23 protein-coding genes are annotated in these 24,472 nt (G+C 36.4%); 15 read left to right on the top strand and 8 right to left on the bottom strand.

Going from position 1 to position 24,472, the window contains the following annotated elements; all coding sequences use genetic code 11:
* Positions 1–6 precede the first annotated feature (6 nt).
* From SOM12_RS04605 to SOM12_RS04620, 4 genes are all read left to right on the top strand, one after another.
* Positions 7–1,362, top strand: coding sequence for a RagB/SusD family nutrient uptake outer membrane protein (locus tag SOM12_RS04605; RefSeq protein ID WP_320492567.1), 1,356 nt, complete (start codon positions 7–9; stop codon positions 1,360–1,362).
* An 11-nt stretch (positions 1,363–1,373) separates the two neighbouring features.
* A complete protein-coding gene (locus SOM12_RS04610; protein ID WP_320492568.1) occupies positions 1,374–3,353 on the top strand; it encodes a TlpA disulfide reductase family protein in 1,980 nt (659 codons plus the stop codon).
* Between the two features lie 23 nt (positions 3,354–3,376).
* Entirely contained in the window at positions 3,377–5,974 is a 2,598-nt protein-coding gene (locus SOM12_RS04615; protein ID WP_320492569.1) for an alpha/beta hydrolase family protein, read from the top strand.
* 142 nt (positions 5,975–6,116) lie between these two features.
* Positions 6,117–8,936: an insulinase family protein gene (locus SOM12_RS04620; RefSeq protein WP_320492570.1), complete on the top strand. Its 2,820-nt coding sequence runs from the start codon at positions 6,117–6,119 to the stop codon at positions 8,934–8,936.
* A gap of 758 nt (positions 8,937–9,694) precedes the next feature.
* On the opposite strand, the gene SOM12_RS04625 is transcribed toward SOM12_RS04620, so the two are convergent.
* Positions 9,695–9,850: a hypothetical protein gene (locus tag SOM12_RS04625; RefSeq protein WP_320492571.1), complete on the bottom strand. Its 156-nt coding sequence runs from the start codon at positions 9,848–9,850 to the stop codon at positions 9,695–9,697.
* Positions 9,851–10,362: 512 nt separating this feature from the next.
* On the opposite strand from SOM12_RS04625, the gene SOM12_RS04630 reads away from it, so the two are divergent.
* The 6 genes from SOM12_RS04630 to SOM12_RS04655 all read left to right on the top strand — a co-directional run bounded on the left by SOM12_RS04630 (position 10,363) and on the right by SOM12_RS04655 (position 14,856).
* The gene (locus SOM12_RS04630) at positions 10,363–11,241 is read left to right on the top strand and encodes a helix-turn-helix domain-containing protein (protein WP_320492572.1); all 879 of its coding nucleotides are present in this window, start codon (positions 10,363–10,365) and stop codon (positions 11,239–11,241) included.
* Between the two features lie 85 nt (positions 11,242–11,326).
* The gene (locus tag SOM12_RS04635) at positions 11,327–11,917 is read left to right on the top strand and encodes a sugar O-acetyltransferase (RefSeq protein ID WP_320492573.1); all 591 of its coding nucleotides are present in this window, start codon (positions 11,327–11,329) and stop codon (positions 11,915–11,917) included.
* A gap of 16 nt (positions 11,918–11,933) precedes the next feature.
* Positions 11,934–12,419 carry a cyclophilin-like fold protein gene (locus tag SOM12_RS04640; protein ID WP_320492574.1) on the top strand — a complete coding sequence of 162 codons (486 nt, stop codon included), beginning with the start codon at positions 11,934–11,936 and terminating at the stop codon, positions 12,417–12,419.
* A 12-nt stretch (positions 12,420–12,431) separates the two neighbouring features.
* Positions 12,432–12,929 (top strand): cupin domain-containing protein, encoded by a 498-nt coding sequence (locus SOM12_RS04645; RefSeq protein WP_320492575.1) that lies wholly within the window; start codon positions 12,432–12,434, stop codon positions 12,927–12,929.
* A gap of 36 nt (positions 12,930–12,965) precedes the next feature.
* Entirely contained in the window at positions 12,966–13,712 is a 747-nt protein-coding gene (locus tag SOM12_RS04650; protein ID WP_320492576.1) for an SDR family oxidoreductase, read from the top strand.
* Between the two features lie 97 nt (positions 13,713–13,809).
* Positions 13,810–14,856, top strand: coding sequence for an alpha/beta hydrolase (locus SOM12_RS04655; RefSeq protein ID WP_320492577.1), 1,047 nt, complete (start codon positions 13,810–13,812; stop codon positions 14,854–14,856).
* Between the two features lie 59 nt (positions 14,857–14,915).
* On the opposite strand, the gene SOM12_RS04660 is transcribed toward SOM12_RS04655, so the two are convergent.
* Complete coding sequence (locus SOM12_RS04660; protein ID WP_320492578.1) at positions 14,916–15,146, bottom strand: hypothetical protein; 231 nt, start codon at positions 15,144–15,146, stop codon at positions 14,916–14,918.
* A gap of 147 nt (positions 15,147–15,293) precedes the next feature.
* On the opposite strand from SOM12_RS04660, the gene SOM12_RS04665 reads away from it, so the two are divergent.
* The 5 genes from SOM12_RS04665 (at position 15,294) to SOM12_RS04685 (ending at position 19,794) form a co-directional block, all read left to right on the top strand.
* Positions 15,294–15,767: a (2Fe-2S)-binding protein gene (locus SOM12_RS04665; RefSeq protein WP_320492579.1), complete on the top strand. Its 474-nt coding sequence runs from the start codon at positions 15,294–15,296 to the stop codon at positions 15,765–15,767.
* A gap of 80 nt (positions 15,768–15,847) precedes the next feature.
* Complete coding sequence (locus SOM12_RS04670) at positions 15,848–16,465, top strand: c-type cytochrome (RefSeq protein WP_320492580.1); 618 nt, start codon at positions 15,848–15,850, stop codon at positions 16,463–16,465.
* Between the two features lie 26 nt (positions 16,466–16,491).
* Positions 16,492–18,651 carry a xanthine dehydrogenase family protein molybdopterin-binding subunit gene (locus tag SOM12_RS04675; RefSeq protein ID WP_320492581.1) on the top strand — a complete coding sequence of 720 codons (2,160 nt, stop codon included), beginning with the start codon at positions 16,492–16,494 and terminating at the stop codon, positions 18,649–18,651.
* Positions 18,652–19,075: 424 nt separating this feature from the next.
* Positions 19,076–19,390 carry a hypothetical protein gene (locus SOM12_RS04680; protein ID WP_320492582.1) on the top strand — a complete coding sequence of 105 codons (315 nt, stop codon included), beginning with the start codon at positions 19,076–19,078 and terminating at the stop codon, positions 19,388–19,390.
* Positions 19,391–19,395: 5 nt separating this feature from the next.
* Positions 19,396–19,794 (top strand): hypothetical protein, encoded by a 399-nt coding sequence (locus SOM12_RS04685; protein WP_320492583.1) that lies wholly within the window; start codon positions 19,396–19,398, stop codon positions 19,792–19,794.
* 30 nt (positions 19,795–19,824) lie between these two features.
* Here the strand turns inward: SOM12_RS04685 and SOM12_RS04690 are convergent, their stop codons facing one another.
* The 6 genes from SOM12_RS04690 to SOM12_RS04715 all read right to left on the bottom strand — a co-directional run bounded on the left by SOM12_RS04690 (position 19,825) and on the right by SOM12_RS04715 (position 24,227).
* A complete protein-coding gene (locus SOM12_RS04690; RefSeq protein ID WP_320492584.1) occupies positions 19,825–20,535 on the bottom strand; it encodes a hypothetical protein in 711 nt (236 codons plus the stop codon).
* Positions 20,532–20,756, bottom strand: coding sequence for a hypothetical protein (locus SOM12_RS04695; RefSeq protein WP_320492585.1), 225 nt, complete (start codon positions 20,754–20,756; stop codon positions 20,532–20,534). The genes SOM12_RS04690 and SOM12_RS04695 overlap by 4 nt, the downstream gene beginning before the upstream one ends.
* A 7-nt stretch (positions 20,757–20,763) precedes the next feature.
* Complete coding sequence (locus tag SOM12_RS04700) at positions 20,764–20,964, bottom strand: hypothetical protein (RefSeq protein ID WP_320492586.1); 201 nt, start codon at positions 20,962–20,964, stop codon at positions 20,764–20,766.
* Between the two features lie 104 nt (positions 20,965–21,068).
* Positions 21,069–21,974 (bottom strand): ATP-binding protein, encoded by a 906-nt coding sequence (locus SOM12_RS04705; protein WP_320492587.1) that lies wholly within the window; start codon positions 21,972–21,974, stop codon positions 21,069–21,071.
* A 194-nt stretch (positions 21,975–22,168) separates the two neighbouring features.
* Positions 22,169–23,287 (bottom strand): hypothetical protein, encoded by a 1,119-nt coding sequence (locus SOM12_RS04710; RefSeq protein ID WP_320492588.1) that lies wholly within the window; start codon positions 23,285–23,287, stop codon positions 22,169–22,171.
* Positions 23,288–23,435: 148 nt separating this feature from the next.
* A complete protein-coding gene (locus tag SOM12_RS04715) occupies positions 23,436–24,227 on the bottom strand; it encodes a hypothetical protein (RefSeq protein WP_320492589.1) in 792 nt (263 codons plus the stop codon).
* Between the last annotated feature and the right edge of the window lie 245 nt (positions 24,228–24,472).

A 24,472-nucleotide genomic window follows, 5' to 3' on the forward strand; every position in this document is an offset into this window, starting at 1 on the left:
GATTTTATGAAATTGCTAAAATTCACACTATATATTTTCCTGCCGGTACTTTTATTAAACTCTTGTAGAGATTATGTCGAAGTAGAACCCGTTGGAAACAACAGAATCTTAAAATATACATCTGATTACAGAGGTTTGGCGAACAATTATGAAAGCATGACTGTTGGAGGAGGAATTTATCTGCTTGCGAGCGCCGATGCAGAATTTCCAACAACCTACCAAAATAGCGTTTCGACTATTTGGTCTAATGCTTATACCTGGCAGGACAAAATATACGATCCGTCTCAGGGTGACTCAGACTGGAACGGTTTATATAAGGCTATTTATTACAGCAACGTAATTATTGACGGAGTAATGGGAAGTCAGGACGGAAGTGACGCAGAGAAAAAAGAAATTTATGCTGAAGCTTTTGTTCACAGAGCGTTTGCGTATTTACAACTGGTAAACACATATGGTCCGCAATTTGATCCGGCTTCAGATAATTCTGCAAAAGCAGTTCCATTATTATTAGCACCCGAATTGTTTTCAAAATTAGACAGAAGTACCGTGGGTCAGGTTTACGATCAAATTATCTCAGATTTAAACAGTGCTTTGGATAATGATATTCAGGATGCAGCGCCATTTAATGTCCTGCCGTCAAAAAGAGCGGTTTATGCTTTATTGGCCAGAACTTATCTTTATATGGGCTCTTACCAATTGAGTCTGGATAATGCACAAAAAGCTTTGGCTTTGCAAAACGGTTTGATAGATTTTAAAGAATTAGCTACAGCATACAGCTATCCCGTTTTGGTTCAGAATCCCGAAGTTATATTCTCAAAAACCTTGTTGACTACTTATGACGGATCTCCTTTATCAAATGATCTATTAAATAGTTTTGACAGCAACGATTTGCGTTACAATTATTATACAATAGCAGGAAGCAATTTTTTTCCTACTTACACAGGTAGAGGATTTGGTATGACCAGATATAGTTATACTAACGGAATTAACGTTGGAGTATCGGTGCCGGAAATGTATTTAATTTCTGCCGAGTGTTACGCAAGATTAGGGAAAACACAGCAAGCAGTTGATAACTTGAATATTGTAAGAGCAAAGCGTTATAAAACGGGTACAACGTATCAGGTTTCTGCAGCAACAAGCAAAGAAGCTCTGGATCTGGCGCTTATTGAAAGACAAAAAGAGTTTGTAGGCAGAGGATTTCGTTGGTTTGATCAGCGACGATTAAATCTGGATCCTCTTTATCAAAAAACATATACCAGAGTTTTCAAAAATCAGACGTATACTCTCGCGCCTAATAGCGATGGATATGTATTTCCAATCAATCAAAACTATATTGATTTAAACCCGGAATTGGGTAATTAAAAACAACAACAATGTTAAAGAAAATAGTAAATATCAAATTTTTGGTACTGGCGTTCTGTGTCTTTACCTTACAAGTAACAAGTCAGGAATTAAAGTCAAGATTAACCGGAATGGTCGATGTTCCCCTTCCGGGAACGGCTTTGAATATGACGTATGACGCAAAAGGAGGACCGCTGGAAAATATCAAAGAAATCAATGGTTATGCTTATGTTTTTAATGATTACAGATGGGAAATTGAAGATCTTAAAATGAAGAAAAACGGCGCGGTCTGGACTGTAAATTATACTGTTCCGCAAAATTGCGGCTTCATGGCTTTTAAATTTTATGGAAATACAGACAATGGTTTAGTTAAAGATACAGGACAAGACACAGGTTATCTTTTGGTTGTCTTTAAAGAGCCAAAAGTAAAAATGCCGGGAGCAGATTTAGCCTGGGCAACGTTTAGAAACAAAGATTTTAATTCTCAGTTTGACAGTTATTTTAAAGATTTTACAATCGACGGAGATGCTGCAGAATATTGGTTGAAAAAAGAAGCAGCTGCTAATGGAAACAATTTTCCAAAATTTATTGATACCTATATCAAAATATTAAAGGTTCAGAGACCAGAGAAATTCGATGAATTAGGTCACCGCTTTTTAGGAGATTTTACAAAGAAAATGAACGGTCAGCCGGAGGAAGTTTTTCTAAAAGTTCACAATTTATATAAATTCGAACTAAAAGATCAGGCAAAAGCAGATTCTCTTGAAACGGTAATTCAAAAACAATTTCCAAAAGGCGCTTTTCAAAGATTTAAAGCCTATCAGAAAATAATGCCAATTACAGATGGAGCAGAGAAAAACAAAGTAATAAAACAATTTTTAATTGATTTTCCATACACTTCTGATGTACCTGATTCTCAAAAGTATTTTTATGATAACATTGCAAAAACGCAATTTGGATATTATTTTGAAACCAAAGATTACAAAAGTGTTTTAGCTTTAATTCCGACTATGAATTTTGCTAATTTGAATGATGCTTATCATCAAAATATATCTAAAGCTTTGTATTTAAAAGTAATAGATCCTGCTGTTATAGAAACTATGGCCGTACCAATGATTAAGCTGATGCAGGAAAAAGTAAACGACTTGTCCTATATGCAGGGAATTTACTGGTCGCCAAATCAGTCCAATCAAAATGCTAAGGATAGACTAAACGATCAATTGGTGATTCAGATTCGTATGTACGATATGCTGAAAAAATACAAAGAAGTTTTAGAAACTTTCGATTTACTGCCATTTCAAAAGCGTTATGAAAAAGCGAGTATTAATGATATTCACTTAAGAGCATTAGAAGCATTAAACAAGCCAACAATTGAGGTTCTTAAAAATGCAGCAAGAGCTAATGCATTATCTGAAACATCAACCGCTAAACTAAAAGAAGCATTTTTAAAAGAAGGAAAAAAAGAAGCTGATTTTTCGGCTTATTTAGAGCAATTGAAAAAAGAAAATAAGTCTGAAGAAAAAATTGCTTTCATGAATCCGGTTCCTGCACCTGCAATTAAGGTACAGTCAGCAGACGGAAAAACAAAACAACTGGCCTTGGACAGCGGAAAAATTATCGTAATTGATTTTTGGGCGACATGGTGCGGGCCATGCAAAAAAGCTTTTCCGGCAATGCAGCAATTGGTAAACAACTTTAAAGAAGACAAACAAGTTGAGGTTTATTTCATAAGCACTCAGGAAACCAAAGAAGGATACAAAAAAGAAGCATTGGCTTACTTAAAAGAAAAAGGATTAAAACTGGATACTTATTTTGACTTGGTTAAAAAAGGCGGAGGAACGAATAACGAATCGTTTTCTAAATATGCAGCTATCTTTAAATCAAGCGGAATTCCAAGAAAAGTAGTCATTAAAAACGGACAAATCCGATTTACATCTGAAGGCTATTCAGGAAATCCAGGTCAGTTGGTTGACGAACTTACAGAGGTGATTAATGCTTTAAAGAAAGAGTAATTTCTTTTTGAAAATCAAAAAATATGAAAAATATACTTTTACTATGTACACTCGCATTGAGTGTACATAGTTTATCGGCACAGAAAAAAACGGTCGACGAATCGGCTTACCAATCATGGCAGAGAATCAACAGTAAATCTTTATCGTACAATGGTAAATGGATGTCTTACTCCACCGTTTTTCAGGATGAAGAAAAGGAAAATAAAAAACAAACCGTAATTCAGGAAGCTCCAAAAGGAAAACGCTTGGTGCTCAATGATATCAGTGATTTAAAATTCATCGGTAAAAAAGACTGGATTCAGTACAGTAAAAAAGACAGTACGGTTTTGCAAAATTTAAAAACAGGCGTAAAAAAAAATTGGAAAAGCAAGCATTACACCAATGCTCTTGACGGAACAGATTTTTTGTACTATTCGCGTCCGGAAGCTGTTAAAGGAGATTTTTTTCTGCAGCGTGTGGTTTTTTATAATTTAGAAAGCAGCGACAGTATTTCTGTAAATAATATAAAATCGTCCCGTTTTTTAAAGAACAACTCAATTGTTTATGTTCAGATAGAGAAAGATAAAGTATTTTTAAAACACGGATTTCCCGGAGGAAAACAACAGACTGTTTACAGCGGAAAAGCAGCTGATTTCGGTGATTTTCAATTAAATGAAAAACAAGACGGCGGTACTTTTACTCTAAAAGGAACTAACAGCACCGATTTCAATATGCTGTATTATTTTAATTTGAAAACTAATGCGACAAATCTAGTATTCAATTATGATGATATTAAATTAAATGACCCTGATTATTCCATTTCCAAAACAGCTTACGGACTAAATGAAAACAGCAATTTTGTTTCATTATTAGTGAACTCAAATAAACGTCAGGAAAACACACAGATTCCCAAATCAAATATCGAAATCTGGAGGTCCAACCAGGGAAGTATGGAGCGCAGACAGGAAATGCTGCGAAATTCAAAAACACTCCCAAGCGAACCAAAATTTATTTATGATATCCAAAGCAAGAAAGTCATAAAAGTAGCTTCTGCCGGTGAATTTGATCAGGTAATTATTCCTGAATCGGGTAATTTCAAAGGAGTTTTTGCAATTGATAAAAAGCCATACACAATAGAAGTAGACTGGACTTTTAACGAACGCAGTGATATGTACTGGATCGATGCTTTGACTGGCAGATCTACAAAAGTGCTGACAGGAGTTTTTGGCGGTGTAGCTTTAAATCCGCAGGGAAGTTTTGCTGTTTTTTATGATGAACAGCAAAAAGTCTGGACCGTTTTTGACAATGCTTCTATGCAGTTTAAAAACATAAGTTCACAAATTCCTTATCCCGTTTCTGATGATAATGTAGATATGAAATCCAGTAATACTGCGTTCGGAATCGCAGGCTGGTTAAACAATGGAAATACAGTTGTCCTTTATGATGAGTTTGATTTGTGGGCAATAGATCTTACCAATCAAAAAAAGGCGTATTCCATAACACAGGGTTACGGAAGAAAAAATAATATTGAACTTCGTTATAACGAATCGGGTTTTATTGGCGACTTAGACCAGAGAAAATCGATCACTTTCACAGGTTTTGATATTGTGCATAAATCTAAAGGAATTTACAAATTATCCAACAATAATTCGATAGCAAAAGTATTTGCAAACCCAGACTACAATGTAAGAGTTGAAGCCGTTTCCGGAGATGATTCAAGTATTTTATTTGCCAAAGAAAGTTATACTGTTTTCCCCGATTTATGGTGGGCAACTTCAGATTTTAAATCACAGCAGAAAATTACCGATATTAATCCGCAGCAAAAAGAATATTTCTGGGGAACTTCAAAAATATTGACCTGGAAGAGCTTCAGCGGAAAAGAAAATCAGGGTAATCTTTACCTTCCAGAGAATTACGACAGTAAAAAAACATATCCGGTTATCGTTCATTTTTACGAAAAACATACGGAAGATTTCAATGTATATCAAGCCCCTGAGGTTAGTACTTCAAACATCAATATTCCAACATTAGTGAGCCAGGGCTATATTATTTTTCAGCCAGATGTACATTACACGTACGGAGATCCCGGAAAAAGTGTTTATAATGACGTAATCAGCGGTGTCAAATATTTAATTGCAGAAGGTATTACCGAAAAAGGAAAAGTTGGTATTCAGGGACATAGTTTTGGCGGTTATGAAACGTCATTTTTATTGACTAAATCTGATATTTTTACTTGTGCTATTGTAGGTTCGGGAGTAAGTAATTTTACGGCTAATTATCCTGTTATGCGATCAAACGGTATTTCGACTATGTTCAAATACGAAGCCGATCAATACCGAATGGGAAGTTCGTTATACGATAACCTCGATGGCTACATTAAAAACTCCCCGATTTTTTCTGCTAAGAATATTAAAACTCCTGTACTTATCTTTCACAACGATAACGACCGTGCGGTACCGTATCAGGAAGGACAATCCTTGTTTTTTGCACTTCGCCGTTTAGGGAAAACTGCTTTGCTGGTCAACTACAAAAAAGAAGGACATTCTCTGGAAGATGCAGCAAACAAAAAAGACTGGACCAACAAAATGCAGCAGTATTTTGACTATTACCTAAAAGGTACAGCAAAAACAGACTGGATGTAATATAAGCCGATACATTAATACAATCCAAAGACTGTTATTTGAAGGTTTCTTTTGAGACCTTCAAATTAACAGCAGTAATTTCTTATACCATTTTCAAATTACAATTCAGGAAAAATCAATCAAAAAAAAAATATTAACCAAAATGAAAGCAAAATTATTTCTGGCGCATTTTATGATTCTGGGTTTAACTCAGGTATCGGCACAATTTAAAACTACAATTCCCTTACGGAAAGATGTAGTTCATGGCAATTTAAACAACGGAATGCAGTATTTTATCCTTCATAACGAATGGCCAAAAGACAGAGCCGATTTTTATTTTGTTCAGAATGTTGGAGCTATTTTAGAAGATGACAACCAAAACGGTCTGGCTCACTTTTTAGAACATATGGCTTTTAACGGAACGGAGCATTTTAAAGGAAAAGGCATTATCAATATGCTTGCAAAACACGGTGTAACGTTTGGACGTGACATTAACGCGTATACTGCGCATGATGAAACGGTTTACAATTTAAGTAATGTACCGGTTAAAAATCCCGCTTTATTAGACTCGTGTTTATACGTTTTACACGATTGGTCAGGGTTTTTATCTCTAAAAGATAGCGAAATCGACGCCGAACGGGGTGTAATTCATGAAGAATGGCGTACCAGAAGAAATGCCGATTTAAGAATTGGATCGCAGTTAGAACCGGTCATTTACAACGGTTCAAAATACGGAAAAAGAGATGTTCTGGGAGATATGGATCTTATTCAGCATTTTAAATACAAACTATTAAGAGATTATTATAAAAAATGGTACCTCCCAAACCATCAGGCGGTAATTATTGTTGGAGATATTGATCCTGCAAAAATAGAACAGCAGGTTAAGAAAATAATGGGGTCAATTCCAATGCCAGCCAATGCTGCCGAGCGTACTTATGAAGCAATTCCGGATAACGATAAATTGTTGTACAAACTGGCTTTGGACAAAGAAGCTCAGAAAACATCTATTTCGTTAAACTTTAAAAAGAATAAACCGCTGATTGAAGATTTTGCCGTATTTGAAAATAGTATTGCAGAACAATTGGCTTTGCAGATGATGAACAACCGTTTTAGAGAATATACGGTAAACAACGAAACTGCTTTGTTAAGCGCAGGTTTAAGTTATTCTGGTTTAACCCGTTTGACTTCTTTTTTTACTTTGACCGTAAATCCTAAAAACGGAAGATTGTTAGAAGCTTTTCAGCAGGCGTATACAGAATATGAGAGGGCAATTCAAAATGGTTTTACAAAAGAAGAACTGGATCGCGTAAAAGAAAATATGTGCACGGGTTATGAAAATCAGCTAAAAAATAAAGACAAAATCAGCAATGAATACTGGGCTTCGCAATTGCAGAATTACTTTTTGGAAGCCTCGCCTGTAATGAGTTTAGAAGATGAAGCAGCGCTTGTAAAAACAACTTTGTCAAAAGTAGATGTCAATGAAATTAATAAAGTATTTCGTGCACTTCCGACAGAAAAAAATCAGGTTTTAACCGTTTCAGGACCGGAAAAAGAAAATGTTACGTATCCAGCAGAAGCTGATTATACAAAGGTAATTAAAAAAGTAAAAGAGCAAAAGTTAGAACCTTATACCGAAACCATTGCAAATGCTGCTTTGGTGACCGATAAACTTACAGTTAAACCAATTGCCAAAAGATTTGAAATTAAAGGAATCAAGGAGGCTAAAGGATATGTTTTAGATAATGGAGCCAGAGTAATTATTTATCCAACCACTTTGGCGCAGGATCAGATTCTTTTTTCTGCTTTTAGTCCGGGAGGAATATCATTATTGCCGCAAGAGGATTTAGCATCGTCGCAGATTGCAGCGGTTTTAGCCAAAAACTCTGGATTAGGAGAATTTAAAGTTACCGATTTACAAAAACAGCTTTCGGGAAAAACAGTAAAAGTGAGTCCGTTTATTGGGGAACATTACGAAGGTTTTAGCGGAAGCTCTGTAAAAAAGGATTTAGAAACACTTTTAGAACTCACATATTTATATTTTAAAAATCCAAGATTTGAAACTCAGGCTTACAAGCGAATCATTGATTATTATGGCAATGCACTTGAAAATGTAACTGAGGATAACAGTAAAATTTTTGGCGATACAATTGCTTTATTAGATACAAATCACAGCAAAAGAACTTTTCTTTTAAGTAAAGAAAACCTTGGAGAACTAAAATTTGATGATGCTTCTAAAATTTACAAACAGCGTATCTCAAATGCTTCTGATTTTACTTTTGTTTTTGTTGGAAATATTGCTGAGGGTGACCTTGAAACCATCAATAAATATTTAGGAAATATCGCAGGGAGTCATACTCAGGAAAAGTTTATTGATCACAAAACAGGAATGGCAGAAGGATTTTCTAAAGAAAAACTCGTCAGAGAAATGAGCGTTCCTAAAACCAGTATTTATATGCATCTGGAGAACAGAAATGCAGCCTTTTCCGAGAAAAATCAGATTATGGCCTATATGTTATCGCAGTTGTTAGACAAACGATATTTAGATAAAATCAGAGAAGACGAGGGCGGAAGCTATGGCGTGCAGACACAGAGTTCATTATCGAAAAGTCCGACTCCGGTTTTTTCTCTTCGCGTAAGCTTTGACTGTAATCCTGAAAAAGATACAAAACTGCTTCAAATTGTATATAACGAGCTGGATGTAATTGTAAAAAATGATGTGTCAGATAAAGATTTATCAGATATAAAAGAAGATTTAATTAAAAGCAATCAGCAGAATATTAAATCAAATTCTTATTGGATGAACACGATTGTAGATCAGTTAAAAACCGGGGATAAATTTATTGGCAGTGATGCTTATGAAAATTTAATCAAAAGTATTTCTGTAAAAGACATTAAAAAATATGCAGGCGAGGTATTGCCAAATGCTAATAAAGTAGAAGTAATGATGCAGGCAGAGAAAAGTGAGTCTGTGTTAAATAAATAGAATTTAAAGAACGGCAATTCTTAAGGTTAATTTTAATGGTCTTTACAATTTTTTGAATTAGTTATTATTTGGCAAGGACTAAAAAGAGCTGTTTGCCGGCAGCTCTTTTAAAGCATAAGTCAAATATAGAAGACGTGCTTGCGGAAACTAATTTGATTAAGCAGCTGATGGATATTTTGTCTATCAGATAAAATGTATCTTGCAGGTCTTACTTCACAACTGAGTTTGATAAAGATCTTTTTATGGTTATAAAAAAAGAGACAGTAATGATTTGCGGCAAAATTGCGGCACATATGACTAACGAATTATAAACCCTAACAATAATGCGGGGTCCTATATTCTCTAAACTTGTAAGTACTGGATATTGATTTTTCAAATTCTAAAAAAGAACTGTATTCGCCGGTAAGGTTTGATAAAAGCGAAAAAAACAATCTTAAAAAAAAACGGATGTGGTGTTGGATATTGATCCAAATAGTGCGCGCCATGATATTGCCGCAAAACTTACAGCGGTGGAATATCTTTAAAAAACACCTAAACTTTTGCGGCAAAAAAAAAATCAACTGGTGAGATATAGAACCCAGGTTTCCCATAAAACAGCTCTGCTGTCTTTTACTGAGAATTTGAGTAAACTCTTAAAGGGTGAAATAAATGATGCTCTTCTGATTCTGTTTCTCTTTGGAAGATAATTGATATAACCGTACTCATTTAGGTCTCCGGTGCATCTGTGATAGGTAACAGGCCGCTTATTTTGGCAGTCTTCATAATTTCATGCCTGTTACTTTAATAGGATTCGTATAGCCTGCAGCAGTTCTGAACTGCAGCAGTGCCGCAGAAATTCCAATAGGGGTAATGCTGCTGCGCTGGTCTTTTTCTACTGCTTTGAAGAATTGCGTTAAAGGGTTCAGCTGGTCCATTACTCTTGTTATTTACTTGTGTTTTTTTCCTGAAACGGCGCCGTTCCTTATAAGGGTTCTGCGGGTCATAGGGGCTGGGTGTTTTTGGCTGCGGTTTTTGGGTTTTTGATCGGGTTTTGGGAATTACGGTGGTGTTTGTGGTAATTTTTGGTTGTATGGGAAGTTGTAATTTTATTTTTTGATTATTATATACATGGACAATGTTGAATCACTTGGTTTTTAGGTTAGATATTATTTTTTGGGCGCTTTTCCCGCTAACTCCGGGTCAATTGTATATAGTATTGTGTTTTATGTTTAAATTTTTTTTTGGAGCTTTTTCCCGCTATACGTTCCAATCTTTTGTGCCGAACCCCGGCACAAAAGGATTTCCACTGCTATCGGGGCTAGGATCTGTTACAGATCCAATTTGTCCTTGGAGAATGTAATTTGAACCAAAATGTTCTATTTTCCAGTTTACAGGTCGAAGTTAAGATTAAGAGTTATTGTATGTTTGAATTTCTTAACTTTGCATTATGAAAGAGATAATAACAAGAGAAATTTCGCAGTTTAACAATGAACTGAAACTCCAGGGTTTTAAGGCATTTCAGATAGAGGATGATGGCGCAGAAACCAGAACCTACAGCAGAAAGGAATTTTATAAAATCTGTCTGACTACGGGAAAAAGCAAGATTCATTATTCTGATAAAACCTATGAGCAGGAAGGAACGATTCTTTTTTTCGGAAATCCGCACATTCCGTATTCGTGGGAAACCATTTCTACGACATACGTTGGTTACACTATTTTATTTTCTGAGGAGTTTTTTAAAAACTCCGAACGTTCTGAAAGCCTGCAGCAATCTTCCTTTTTTAAAATAGGCGGGACCCCTGTTTTGAAAATCACAGAAGAACAGAGAGGCTTTCTCAATACTATTTTTCAGAAAATGATTGCCGAGCAAAAAAGTGATTATGTATTTAAAGATGAGCTGATCCGAAATTATATCAGTCTGATTATTCACGAATCCTTAAAAATGGAACCTTCTGAGAATTTCGAGCAAAACAAGAATGCTTCTTCCAGATTAGCATCTGTGTTTTTAGAACTGCTGGAAAGACAGTTTCCTATTGAAACCGCTTCGAATCCGCTCCAATTAAGAACGGCGCAGCATTATGCCCAGCATCTCAATGTGCATATTAATTACCTGAACAGGGCTGTAAAGGAAGTTACGGGAAAACCAACAACGACCCATATTACAGAGCGAATCATCACAGAAGCCAAGGCGCTTTTGCAGCATACCGACTGGAGTATTTCTGAGATCGCATATGCCTTGGGATTTGATTATCCAACCTACTTCAATAATTTCTTCAAAAAGACTACGGGAACCAATCCCACTGCGTTTCGTCTGGCTGAAGTTTGAATTTCTTAAGCTTTGGTTTGATAATCGTTACTTCCCTGCTTAAAGGCAGCCTTATCTTTGTATCTGAATATTTAATTCAAATATTATGTCAGATAAAGACCCTATTTCCGCTGCCTTATCATCTCAAAAAGATATTTTTGAGAGGCTTTTAGCCGGTGAGGCGATACTTCCAAACGATCCGCAACTAGGCAGATTAAGAGAAGAGGCATTTGCTGTCAAAGCATTGCTTAACCAGATGAATAATTCCTCAAATCCAGAGGAAATTGCACAGATACTGAGCATAATTTTAGATACAAAAGTTCAGGATGTAACCGTTTTTACACCCCTTTACATTAACTACGGAAAACATATTAGAATTGGTCAAAACGTATTTATCAATTTTGACTGCACCTTTTTGGCACTCGGCGGCATTACCATTGAAGACGACGTTTTAATCGGCCCGAAAGTCAGTCTTGTTACCGAAAACCATCCCTTAGATCCCAAGGAGAGAAAAGGACTGATTGGAAAACCTATCCACATTAAAAAAAATGCATGGATTGGTGCCAATGCCACTATTTTGCCCGGCGTTACTATTGGGGAAAATGCAGTTGTCGCGGCAGGGGCAGTAGTTTCCAAAGATGTTCCCGATAACACCATAGTTGGCGGGATTCCTGCAAAATTCATTAAAAATGTTTAACCTTAAAGCATATCGTATGAAACTGAAATCTTTTCTAAGCGTTACGGCTGTTGTTTTCGTTTTTTGTTTTTGTAATGCAGGCTGCAGCAAGGACAATGAAACGCTACCGCAAAACAATGAGAATGGAAATGAAAATACTAATACTAATTCAACAAGTAAAATGAAAATTACAATTGGTACAGCAGTTTTTACGGCGACATTGTATAACAACCCGAGCGCCGCTGCACTAAAAGCAAAGCTTCCCTTGACCATAAATATGAACGAACTGAACGGCAATGAAAAGTACTACGATCTCCCTGGTCCGCTTCCAACAAATGCTTCAGTTGGAGGCGATATAAAAGCGGGTGATTTAATGCTTTACGGCGACAATGTGCTGGTGCTTTTTTATAAAAGTTTCAGCACTTCCTATAGTTATACAAAACTCGGATACATTGACAATCCTGCGGGACTGGCCGATGCATTGGGTAATGGAAATGTAGTTGTGAAATTTGAAAACAATTAAAACAGGATCATTATGAAAAGTAATTTAAAAATAGCAGTGACACTTATAATTTGCGTGCTGGCAATAGCTTGCAATAAGGATAAAAATCAGGAAAAAATAAATGGAGATAAAAACCAGCTGACTCAAATTTTTCCAAAAGGTGAAAAAGGTTCAAAAGATTTATTTACAGGTAATGCATACAATACCGGTCTGGTTGATGCCGATAGCGTTTTTACAACAGCGGTTGGCAATGTATATTTCCAGCCTGGTGCAAGAAGCAACTGGCACAGTCATCCTTCTGGTCAAATCCTGATTATTACCGATGGTGTTGGTTATCATCAGATTGAGGGCAGGCCTGTTGAAATTATCAAAAAAGGGGATGTCATAAAATGTCCTCCAAATGTAAGGCATTGGCACGGCGCTAGCGCTGATGTGGGTTTGCAGCAACTGTACATCGTTCCAAACACTGAAAAAGGAATTGTAAACTGGAACGAAGCGGTAACCGATAAGTTGTATCAAAGTGCAAAATAGTTTTTCAAAAAGAATTGAAATTAAATATAATTAATTATGGAAAATAATATCAAAGATAAAGTAGTAATCATTACAGGAGCAAGCAGCGGGATGGGAGAGGCTGCTGCCAAGCATCTGGCAGGATTGGGAGCAACAGTGATATTAGGGGCTAGAAGAGCTGACAGAATTGACAAGCTGGCAAAAGATATTCAGCAAACGGGCGCGAAAGCTCTTGCTGTAGAAGTGGACGTGACAGATCTGGAGCAGGTAAAGAACCTGGTTGACACGGCAGTCCGGCAATTTGGACGCGTAGATGTCATCGTGAATAATGCTGGGGTCATGCCTTTGTCTCCAATGGACCGGATAAATGTAGAGGAGTGGAACACCATGATAGATGTCAATATAAAAGGAGTGCTCAATGGCATTGCCGCTGTTCTGCCATATATGAAAGAGCAAAAGTCCGGCCAGATTATCAACACTTCTTCTGTGGCCGGCCATAAAGTATTTTACAGCTCTGCAGTTTATTCGGCTACCAAATATGCGGTTCGCGCCTTAACGGAAGGCTTGCGTATGGAGCTTAAGCCCTATAATATCCGTACCACCATTGTATGTCCCGGTGCTGTTAAAACAGAGCTGCTGGAACATATTTCAGAGGCAGATATCCAGCAGGCCAACAAGGACTATGTAGGCGAAGTAGGGATTAGCGCGGACAGTTTTGCCCGTGTAGTGGCTTTTGCAATCAGCCAGCCTTCGGATGTAGACATTAACGAAATTATCTTTCGCCCAACAGCGCAGGAGCTTTAGTAAACCTCTGTACAAAATTTAGGAAAGAGATGATGAATTGGGAACAAGAGATAGCCCAGGAGTAGTATCTAAGTATTAAAAACAATTCAAATATAAAATGAAAAAAGCATTGGCAATCACAATATTGTTTCTGATAACAGGGCAGTTATTTGCACAAAAAACAAAATTAAATTCAGAAAAAATGAACACGTCAAAAGAACATTATACCTTCCAATTAAGCGATAAGGTAATACGTCAGAAAGTGAGCTTCAAAAACCGTTATGGCATTACGCTTTCTGGTGATTTATACCTTCCAAAGAATAAAGAAACTCAAAAATTATCAGCACTAGCCATTGGCGGGCCTTTTGGAGCGGTTAAACAGCAATCATCAGGATTATATGCCAATCAAATGGCAGAACGCGGGTTTATGGCGCTCGCTTTCGACCCGTCTTATACAGGGGAGAGTAGTGGCGAACCCAGAAATCTGACATCCCCTGAAATCAATACCGAGGATTTTAGCGCCGCGGTTGATTTTTTGGGATTGCAAAAAAACGTTGACAGGAACAAAATTGGGATCATCGGGATTTGTGGTTTTGGCGGCTTTGCCTTAAATGCCGCGGCTATTGATAAAAGGGTGAAAGCGGTTGCCACGACAAGTTTGTATGATATGACCCGGGTCATGTCCAAAGGATATAATGACTCGGTTACTCCCGAGCAAAGAACCAAAACACTGGAAACTTTAGGCGAGCAGCGCAACAAAGACGCCGAGGCTGGAAAACCGGCCGATGGGCCAAGGAACCTGCCCGAAAAATTAAAAGGTGATGAGCCGCAATTTGTAAAGGAATATTTTGATTATTACAGGACCCCGCGTGGTTTTCATGTCAATTCGGTGAACTCAAACGGAGCATGGCTTGCAACCAATCCAATAGCTTTTATGAATATGCCAATACTTGCTTATGTAAAGGAAATTGCGCCACGACCAATGTTATTGATTGCAGGGGAAAACGCGCATTCAAGATACTTTAGTGAAGATATTTTTAAAGTGGCAAACGAGCCAAAAGAACTGATCATTATTCCAAATGCAGTTCACGTTGATCTGTATGACAAAGTGGATGTGATTCCTTTTGATACATTAGGGCGTTTCTTTAAGGATAATCTGAAATAAGATTTCAAAGGGTTATTGAAAATTTTTAATTTTATATCGACCGCGTTTCCTAATGATCTTTAAAATTGGCTGCACCTTGCTAGGCGTTCAGAGCATAAACCTCCAAAGTCATTTGATTTAGGAGGTTTTTGTGTAAAGTTACTATATGCATAAGCCTTGGCGGTAACCGGCTTTTTTACAATTGAACAATTGATATGGCCAGCTAATTTTTTGAGCTGTTGAAAATTGGCCAGCTGCTGTTTATCTTCAAAAAAGGCAATTAATTCTAAAATAATCGAGATAAGATTCATAGTGGCCCCTGATTAATTGTTTGATTAACTTAACGAATAGTTTGAATTCACTAATTTTTTTATGAATCAATTGTGTTAACTTTGATCATAAATTAAATCTTAAGCTATTTATGATTAATTTTAAATAAAAACTAAATTAATTGGAAGATGATTAAATTAAATGTAAATAATAAATCACATGATTGTGACATTAGCAGTGACATGCCGCTGCTTTGGGCCTTGCGTGATATTCTACAGCTAACCGGTACAAAGTATGGATGCGGCGTAGCACAATGCGGTGCCTGTGTGGTACATCTTGACGGGGAAGCGGTGCGCTCCTGTGTTACTAAAGTGAGCCGTGCCCAGGGGAAAAAAATCACTACCATTGAAGGTTTATCTTTAAACAATGATCATCCTTTACAACAGGCATGGCAGGATATAGATGTCCCGCAATGCGGTTATTGTCATTCCGGGCAAATTATGTCCGCTGCAGTACTGCTGCGTGAGAATGACAACCCTACAGATCAGGATATAGATAATGCGATGGCCGGTAATATTTGCCGCTGCGGTACTTATCCCAGAATTCGAAAAGCGATACATATTGCTGCTGAAATACAACGAAAATCAGCTGAGAAATCCTAGAGATCAACAGATTCTAAATTTATACAACTTTTCAATTCTTCAGTATGATAAAAAATAGGCACTCAAAAAACATAAGTGTTATGCTCCGAAAAAAAGGCGGCTCAATTGCAGCTGTAATCCTAGTTATGATTACCATTGCAGCTTTTGGTTTTAGCAATACATACAGTCCCGATAAAGCATACAAAGATATACCCACGCCTATTGTAAAGGACAGTATAGCATCAGTTAAGGCTTTTGAGAAAGTATATAAAGTGCTGATGAGCCCCAGATGTGTTAACTGCCATCCCATTGGGGATATACCCCTGCAGGGAGATGACAGCCATATCCATAAAATGTTTCCAAAACGTGGAGCAGACGGTAAGGGGCTTTATGCCATGAAGTGTGCCAATTGCCACCAGTTGGAGAATACCGCAGGTCCACACGCGCCTCCGGGGGCTCCAAACTGGCATTTGCCCCCGGCTAACATGAAAATGGTTTTCCAGGGAAAATCGGCCCATGAGCTTGCCAAACAGCTTGTAGACCTGAAACAAAACGGCAATAAGAATATGAAGCAGCTCCTCGAGCATGCTGATGACGAACTGGTGCTGGCGGGATGGAAACCTGCCCAAGGGCATTCAATGCCTCCGATGAGCCACAGCGAATTTAAAAAAGCGTGGACTACCTGGATTAAAAACGGGGCCTATGCGCCAGCTAAATAATGAAGTTACACTAAACACTCAAAAACATGTCAGAGTCAAATAAAGTGCCAGTCTCAAGGAGAAGTTTTCTTAAACTGGCAGGTATAGGGGGAACGGCTTTCTACCTTGGTGTATTTAACAGCGCGGGTGCATCGGCCAATATCGTAAATCCGCAGCTGGGCATGCTCAATTCGGTGGAGATGAACGCCTGGATTATTATTGAGCAAAGCGGCAAGGTAACCCTTATAGACCATCGCGCAGAAATGGGGCAGGGTTCTTTTCATTCTGTACCGCAGATTATAGCCGAAGAACTTGAGGTGGACCTCAAGGATATTAATGTGGTATTTGCACAGGGAAGTAAAAAATATGGCGGCCAGATCACAGGGGGGAGCTCTACAATCCGGGGTTCGTATAAAAATCTTCTCAAGTTAAGCGCCACGGCAAGGGAAATGCTTATCGCTGCAGCTGCCGGTGTATGGGCTGTGCCGGGAGGTGAATGTTTTGCACAATCAGGTCATGTCATCCATAAGCCGTCGGGAAAAAGCCTGCATTATGGGGAGTTGGCCCAGAAAGCCTCTACACTGCCTGCCCCTTTAGAGGTAAAATTGAAAAAACGCTCGGATTATAAGCTGATTGGCAAAGGCATTCGACGAATTGATACGGCCAGAAAAACCAATGGAACTGCTGTATTTGGAATAGATAAAAGAATTCCAGGGATGGTTTTTGCGGCAGTGGAACGCAATCCCAGGCTGCGGGGAAAGCTCGTGAGCTATGACGACAGTGAGACCTTGAAAATTCCCGGGGTAAAAAAGGTATTTAAAATAAAAATGAAGGTACATAATACCCTGCGTGAAGGGGTGGCCGTTATAGCGGACAATACCTGGGCTGCCCTGCAGGGCAAAAAAACATTAAAAATTGTTTGGGACGACAGCGGGTTTGAGCATTTGGACAGCGCTGAAATATCCAAAAGGCAATTGGATTTACTCCAAAAAGAAAAGGGGCTCATCTTTAAAAAAGTGGGGGATCCAGATAAGATTATACAGGCTGCAGTAAAAAAGCTCGATGTGACCTACCAGACACCCTACCAGTCGCACTATGCAATGGAGCCACTAAACTGCATTGCGCATCATCAGGGAAATAAAATTGAAATTTGGGGACCCCTGCAGGCCCCGGACTGGATGCAGGAATTTATAAGTACAAGTTTTGGGATCCCTCTGGATTCGGTTATTGTAAATATGACCTTTTTAGGGGGTGGTTTTGGAAGAAAGGCCTTTACGGATTTCGTTCATGAGGCCGTTGTGATCTCCAAGGAGATCAGGGGACCTGTCCAGGTCGTATGGACAAGGGAAGATGATGCCAGCCAGGGGCCTTTCAGGCCGGGTATTTCCTATAGGGGAGAAGGTGTTATAGAGGATGGGGAAATGACCGCCGTAAAGTTTCGTATGGCGGGCCAGAACATCGACCACTGGATGTCCGAGAATAGGGGAAAAGCCAATGGAAGCACTACAGAAGGGTTTTTGGCGCCCTATTTCGAGTCGGTTAAAAATATAAGTTTCTCTGATATTCCTTTTGAAACGCCAATACCAGTGCTCTGGTGGAGGTCTGTCTATGCCTCTACCAATGGTTTTGCCTATGAGAGCTTTATGGACGAAATGGCGCATGCGGCCGGGAAAGACCCACTGGATTTTAGAAGAAAATATTTAAAAGAACAGCGCCTTCAGAAACTTATCGATAAGATGGAAGAAGTATCGGGATGGAAGGCAAGAAAAAAAAACGAAGGATTTGGCGTTGCCATCACCGAATGTTTTGACAGTACGGTCGGGCAGATCGTAAAGGTTTCCCGTAAGCCTGAAGGAGGGGTGAGGGTAGATAAGGTATGGGCTGTTATGGATTGCGGCTGGTATGTAAACCCCGATATTATTGAGGCCCAGATAGAGGGCTCTATCATAATGGCACTGGGAGCCGCTGCATTCCATGAGATGACTTTTACAGATGGAATGGCAGATCAGCAGAATTTTTACACTTACAATATGCCGCGCATCTATGATATGCCGCAAATGGAGGTGCATGTCATGGAGAATGACGCGGATGCCGGGGGTGTGGGCGAGCCTGCACTTCCGCCTTTTGCACCGGCGCTTACCAATGCTATTTTTGATCTGACAGGAAAAAGGATAAGAAAACTTCCTTTTAACCTGGACGAGGTATAGTTTAGGTCTTTTTCTATGTTCTTCACCGTTATGTCTTTGGGGTTGCTGTCGCGTTTCTTTTAAGGGTTCTGCGGGTCATAGGGGCTGGGTGTTTTTGGCTGCGGTTTTTGGGCTTTGTTTTGGTTTTGAGAATTACGGTGGTCCTGAGGTTAATTATTTTTTGGAGCTTTTTCCCGCTATCCGTTGCAATCTTTTGTGCCGAACAACGGCACAAAAGGATTTCCACTGCTATCGGGGCTATGGCTAGAATTACAGAATCAGAAAAATTAGCAAAGTAAAATAAAGTGTGTTAATTTTAAAAAAGGCAATCTAACCAGATTGGCTTTTTTATTGAGTTCTTTCATTTTGTTCTAAATTGGAACATTGAATTTGTGTTACGTTGTTACTATCTGTGTTAGTTTTGTAGCTCTAAATTACGATGAAGATGAACACAAATGAAAAAATTGCAGTTGAACAACACTTACTTAAAGTGTGTGGCTTTAATCCGGCAAGCCGTGAGTACAAATTAATTCAACTATTATTTAACAATGATGAGTTAGATTTTATTTCTACTAATCGTGATGATGCTGTTGAGCTTAGAAAAGAACTTTGGTTTTTAAAGTTCGAATGTCGGATGCAGTGGAACAAGGTAATTCTAACAGATGATGCCATTGTAAAATATTATGAAAATGTAATGGGTTTAATTGCTGAATCTAGAGAACCGGAAAAGAGTTTTTACGATATTAAAAGAGGACTTTAAAATAAATGATGATGATAACCAGGGAAGAGAAAAAAGAAATTACTAGGCACATTAGCAAAATTGGTGGTTTTAATGAAAAGACGAAAGGCTACCATGCCGTTGAAAATCTATTGATTTTGGGTGAATGGTCTTTTCATTGGTATGAGAAATCCTTCTGCATACAGAATGCAAGCTGGTTGCAACATATAGGTTTAGATGTTGAGGTTTTAAGTGATGCGGTGAAAGTATCAGATCAAGCCATTGAAAAATATTATATAAATGTGATGGGTCTTGCGATTGAATTTCAACCAGTCGACAATAATCTATCCAAACGTGATAGACGTTTAAGCGTTGGAAAAGAAGAAAGTAGTGGAACACGTCACTGGGGTAATCAAATTATGGCAAGGAAAAAAGATTCAGAATAAATAGGATAGTGGAATTCATTCTTGTGCAATTTATTTAATAAATCTGGTGTGATGAATTTCACTATCATTTAAAACTACAGTTTCTACTTTACCTTTTTTATTTTTTACTAGGATGAAATATTTACTGTTCATATAAAAAACAAATTTACCTTTTGCTTTTGATTCATTATTAAAAGTAATTTCAATATCTTGATTTTTAAATTTTTTTCTAACTTCATTTGCATCCTTTTTTGCTTTATCACTATAGACTAAAAAGCATAAAAAATACATAATGACTAGCACGCCGTAGATAAATTTTGATTTATTGACTGTTTTCTGCTCTATATTATATTTAGAGGAAAGATACATGTGTAAAATGAAAAATAATAGCAAACCAGAAAGGATAGATATAAAAAGTATATCACTCATATAGGTAGATAATATCATTGTAATCGCGACAGACACGCCAAATATTGCACTAGAAGCATCTAAATCATTACCCTTTTTATTTAAAACTTCAATAACGCCAGCTAAAAAACAAAAAAATACAAATAAAGATAAATACCATGTAGTTGTAATAAATTTTTCAAATGGCATTTCTATAAAAGAAGCATCAATATCCAGTACTGAAAAATAATTTGTCCAGTAAACCCAACCCATTTGATAAAGAACTATTCCTCCGATAGTTATAGTAGTCGCTAAATCAGTAATCTTATTTAATGTGTTTTCTTCTTTTTTTACAATTGGTATTTCTTCACTCATAAATTTGGGTATCTAGCTTTAAAAATCGTTCTTAAATCTTCATACTCACCATTTTTAAAAATGTCACTGAATCTTTGTGAAATCATTAATATTACTTTCCATTTATCTTTATCGGTCTTCGCTTTTTGATATTCTTTATCTCGCTCAACAAATTCAAGAAATTGTTTGGTTGGTGTATTGCTATGTTGTATTTCTTCAATTATCTTTTCTAATTGTGTCATACTTCTATTATGATTTAACTGATTTGAATTCAGATTTAAATGCCTTAAATGCTTCACGCACGTTTATAAGTTTGCGCTTTAAATGCTCTAATCTTTCATCATCCGATTTTAGTTCTTTGAAATCTGCATCCCTTTGTGAATCTCTGGCTACATCGCCTACTTGCGAATCTTCTTCAAGTTTTGATTTGATAAATTGTAGTAGTGTCATTTGTTTTTGGTTTAATAGTTTATATATGATAAATGTAAGTTTATGTTGAATTGTAAAAAAATAAAATTCAACAATTAATCTCTTACCCTAAGATATGACCCTTACTAATCATTACTTTCTATAAGTTTTTTTATCTGTTCAATCACTTGATTATCACTTGATTTTTTTATTGAACCTTGATTGAATACTGTAAATTCTATTGTAGAAGTTTCTGTGAATTTTGAAATATTTTCATTGCGTACTGCCAGGTTGAAAGTTAATATATTTAATTTTTCACTTGGAAATATTGCCGGAACAACATTTGTCGATAAAATTCGACCATCTTCAAAGTTATTCGTTAAGCTGTATGGATTTGTAGCACTAAGTTCCGCTGGTACAGTAGTATTTATTATAGCAGCAACTTTATATTTTTCGGCTACATTATTACCTGTATTTGTTATTAGCACTTCAATTTTAAATTCATAACGATTTATATTATGCGTATTTACAAGTTGTACAATAAAACTATCAATTTTTACCATACTCGCAGAAACTCTTAAATATGAATCTCTAACTTCATATTCCTCCATTGGTACAGACTTAAAATTAAATCTTCGGTAATATTTATTATCACCGTTTAAATGAGGACTATTAGGTGATTTAGGAATCTTAACCACATAAACGGTTTTCATAATGTCATTATCAAAACGTACTGGTATAATTAGTAAATTTTGAATTCGTTGCTGAATGTTAGAAGTTATTTTATTCTCAAGCCATTCTTTATTATATTTATTTCCATCTACAAAAGAAGTTCCAGTTGCCACATGATTTTCTTCATTAATTCCATAAAAAATAAGTCCGCCATCTGAATTTGCAAATGCACTCACATCTTTTGAAATTTCTTTACCATCACCTGATGATAATGCTCTAGCATCTTTAAAATCTATATTAATTGATTCCTCTGTTCTTGAAGCAATTAGTCCTAATATATATTCTTGTGTAAATTCTGTTTTATCTAATAAATTTGACATCTAATAATTTCTAAGTATTTAGTGCTAAATGTAAGGTTTTATTTTAATTTTGTTTTTATCACAATCTTTTAAATATGTCAATTTTCAAAATATTTCACGTTTATTTACTGATACTCTCAAAGATGAAAATCTACAAGATGTAACCTTAGAAATATCAGAAGTCTATTAATTTATTTGATTTTTATATATTAATTTCATTTCTCATCATCATTTCCATCTGTAATGTAGTCTTCTATATCTTCTTCTATTCTTACTTTTAATGGGTCTTCAACTAAAATAGTCTCTTCTTTAAGTTTATAAGTTGGCTTTATATTTAATTTCAAGTCTCCTTCGGTTTTATAATTTAAGGATACGAGCTTCCAATGTATTTTAACTTCTGTATTTTTGTTAAATGGTTTTAAACAAATAGTATCGAAGCCGATAGTATCATCTTGAACTAAAATAGTTTTCAAAGGAATAATTTTTCCCTGTCTATCTTCATTCCAAATGAAAGTATCATATTGAAGATTAGGATTTGGAATCATATAGTGGCTTTTTGTGCATGTTTCTATAGATTGGAAATCTCCTTCAAAATCTAAGAATACTTTGAATTCTTGAAGAGGTTCAGAGCCAAGGTTATGAAGTCTAAAATGAAATCTTGCATAACTATGATTAAAGCTGTACATCGAAAATGGTTTAATATGATCCGTACGAAATTGACTGAACAACATTTCAGAAAGTCCTACAAAGTTATCTTCTGCTGGAACAATTTTTTGTTTGTAATGTGTGATTTTCTTTCGAAACGGAATTTCGATAACGTATTCAGTTTCGTCATTTTCGAATGTAAAAAGAACTTCATGTTCAGTTTTAAAATTTATACTCCGAACATAATAGTCATGAGTTTGTTTATTTTCGTCTATTAAGTCAACAATATCTTCCCAAGAGTATAGGTGAACTTCAAAAAGTTTATTTTGTAAATGTTCTATATTTTTCTTTCGTACATATTCTTCAATCTTGGCATCTTTGTTTGCTGTCGTTGCGAAATACATTTTTTTTAGTGTCGGTTGAAAACTTAAAGCTAATTTGATTTCCCTATCAATTTCTTTTTCAGCCAAAGTTGCATTTGTGTAATCATCCTTCCCTTTACATTGAATTCCATAATATTTATCTTCTCCAAATGGTATCCCATAAATATCTATTCCATGCTGAGATTGTCCACTTCTTCCATTTTTTTTGATTTCGGGACACCTCCAAATTTCTCCCCATAATTTTTTACAGAGATTTTCAAAATCAGGCCAATTTTCAGGCTTACGTAATTGTTGTTTTGCTTTCATTTTATTATTGTTCCCCAAAGTTCTGTAAATACAGTGAATTTGTGAGTAAATTAAACCCTTTCTTCGGATTTGTCAAATCATTCCAAACATGAAACCAACTTTTCATTAAGCCAATTGCCTAATCCGTTGTAACTGTTGTAAGCCGTTTCTATTCACTTTTAAATTTATCAAAAAAATAATCGTTTCCACAAGGACATTCTGATACTAAATTTTCTTGATAGAAATTGATATAAGATTGCACAGCATTAAACGCCCTAATAAAATCAAAATCTAGGATTTCTCTATAAGTTCCTTTATAACCAGTATTAGTTTTTTCCGCCGGCTTTAGATGTATAATATCATTTCGTAATTGTATTAACTTATCTATGGATTTATTGTGTTTTTTATTTTTTGCTTGCTTGAAATCGATAAGTTTAATTTTTGGAACAACATTATAAAGTTTGTAGCTAACTGTAGGGAAAATTTTATTTCCGGTTTTATCTATAAACAAATAATCTTCTGGAATTACTCTATTAGCAAAGCTTTCCAATGAGGCCTGAAGATTTATTATACAATTAATAGCTGGCTGAAAAAAATCTCCTGATAAATTTAAATCTAAATTCTTTCCAGTTTCACCAGCTTTTGATGATTCTTCTAAAAGCTTAATCTTATAATGTTGTAGCCGTCCATAAGACATTACGGCATTTGAAAAGAAAATTGTAATTGGATCTACTTCGGGAAGTATAAGCTTTTTATTTTGGTAAATATAATCATAGCCATAAATTACTTTACTTTCCAGCATTATCATAATATCGAAATTTTCGTGCTCAGCTAATTTATTTGAACTCAAATATTCTTGGCTATATTTTTTACTTTCTTCCGGAACATTTGAAGAATCCAGTTCAGATGGATGAAAATCTATTTTGAATTCTTTTGAGGGTTTGAGTCGTACGTGTGACATTTGGTCGGATTTTGGTTTTGAAATAGCTTAAAACGTTGTTGTTGTTGTTGTTGTTGTTGTTGTTGTTGTTGTTGTTGTTGTTGTTGTTGTTGTTGTTGTTGTTGTTGTCTGGCGTTTTAGATTGTATATGATAGTATTTTTTGGGAGTTTTTTCCCGCTATCCGCTGCACCCAAGCGCAGCGAACTGGCGAAGCAATCTTTTGCGCCGAAACCCAGCGCAGAAGGATTTCCGTTTCACACGAGCG

This window comes from Flavobacterium sp. CFBP9031 (assembly GCF_034044945.1).
GTDB lineage: Bacteria > Bacteroidota > Bacteroidia > Flavobacteriales > Flavobacteriaceae > Flavobacterium.

Bases quoted from the DNA above. Each gene is read 5' to 3' on its own strand.
- SOM12_RS04605 (WP_320492567.1), top strand. From the start codon at position 7: ATGAAATTGCTAAAATTCACACTATATATTTTCCTGCCGGTACTTTTA.
- SOM12_RS04610 (WP_320492568.1), top strand. From the start codon at position 1,374: ATGTTAAAGAAAATAGTAAATATCAAATTTTTGGTACTGGCGTTCTGT.
- SOM12_RS04615 (WP_320492569.1), top strand. From the start codon at position 3,377: ATGAAAAATATACTTTTACTATGTACACTCGCATTGAGTGTACATAGT.
- SOM12_RS04620 (WP_320492570.1), top strand. From the start codon at position 6,117: ATGAAAGCAAAATTATTTCTGGCGCATTTTATGATTCTGGGTTTAACT.
- SOM12_RS04625 (WP_320492571.1), bottom strand. From the start codon at position 9,850: ATGGACCAGCTGAACCCTTTAACGCAATTCTTCAAAGCAGTAGAAAAA.
- SOM12_RS04630 (WP_320492572.1), top strand. From the start codon at position 10,363: ATGAAAGAGATAATAACAAGAGAAATTTCGCAGTTTAACAATGAACTG.
- SOM12_RS04635 (WP_320492573.1), top strand. From the start codon at position 11,327: ATGTCAGATAAAGACCCTATTTCCGCTGCCTTATCATCTCAAAAAGAT.
- SOM12_RS04640 (WP_320492574.1), top strand. From the start codon at position 11,934: ATGAAACTGAAATCTTTTCTAAGCGTTACGGCTGTTGTTTTCGTTTTT.
- SOM12_RS04645 (WP_320492575.1), top strand. From the start codon at position 12,432: ATGAAAAGTAATTTAAAAATAGCAGTGACACTTATAATTTGCGTGCTG.
- SOM12_RS04650 (WP_320492576.1), top strand. From the start codon at position 12,966: ATGGAAAATAATATCAAAGATAAAGTAGTAATCATTACAGGAGCAAGC.
- SOM12_RS04655 (WP_320492577.1), top strand. From the start codon at position 13,810: ATGAAAAAAGCATTGGCAATCACAATATTGTTTCTGATAACAGGGCAG.
- SOM12_RS04660 (WP_320492578.1), bottom strand. From the start codon at position 15,146: ATGAATCTTATCTCGATTATTTTAGAATTAATTGCCTTTTTTGAAGAT.
- SOM12_RS04665 (WP_320492579.1), top strand. From the start codon at position 15,294: ATGATTAAATTAAATGTAAATAATAAATCACATGATTGTGACATTAGC.
- SOM12_RS04670 (WP_320492580.1), top strand. From the start codon at position 15,848: ATGCTCCGAAAAAAAGGCGGCTCAATTGCAGCTGTAATCCTAGTTATG.
- SOM12_RS04675 (WP_320492581.1), top strand. From the start codon at position 16,492: ATGTCAGAGTCAAATAAAGTGCCAGTCTCAAGGAGAAGTTTTCTTAAA.
- SOM12_RS04680 (WP_320492582.1), top strand. From the start codon at position 19,076: ATGAACACAAATGAAAAAATTGCAGTTGAACAACACTTACTTAAAGTG.
- SOM12_RS04685 (WP_320492583.1), top strand. From the start codon at position 19,396: ATGATGATGATAACCAGGGAAGAGAAAAAAGAAATTACTAGGCACATT.
- SOM12_RS04690 (WP_320492584.1), bottom strand. From the start codon at position 20,535: ATGAGTGAAGAAATACCAATTGTAAAAAAAGAAGAAAACACATTAAAT.
- SOM12_RS04695 (WP_320492585.1), bottom strand. From the start codon at position 20,756: ATGACACAATTAGAAAAGATAATTGAAGAAATACAACATAGCAATACA.
- SOM12_RS04700 (WP_320492586.1), bottom strand. From the start codon at position 20,964: ATGACACTACTACAATTTATCAAATCAAAACTTGAAGAAGATTCGCAA.
- SOM12_RS04705 (WP_320492587.1), bottom strand. From the start codon at position 21,974: ATGTCAAATTTATTAGATAAAACAGAATTTACACAAGAATATATATTA.
- SOM12_RS04710 (WP_320492588.1), bottom strand. From the start codon at position 23,287: ATGAAAGCAAAACAACAATTACGTAAGCCTGAAAATTGGCCTGATTTT.
- SOM12_RS04715 (WP_320492589.1), bottom strand. From the start codon at position 24,227: ATGTCACACGTACGACTCAAACCCTCAAAAGAATTCAAAATAGATTTT.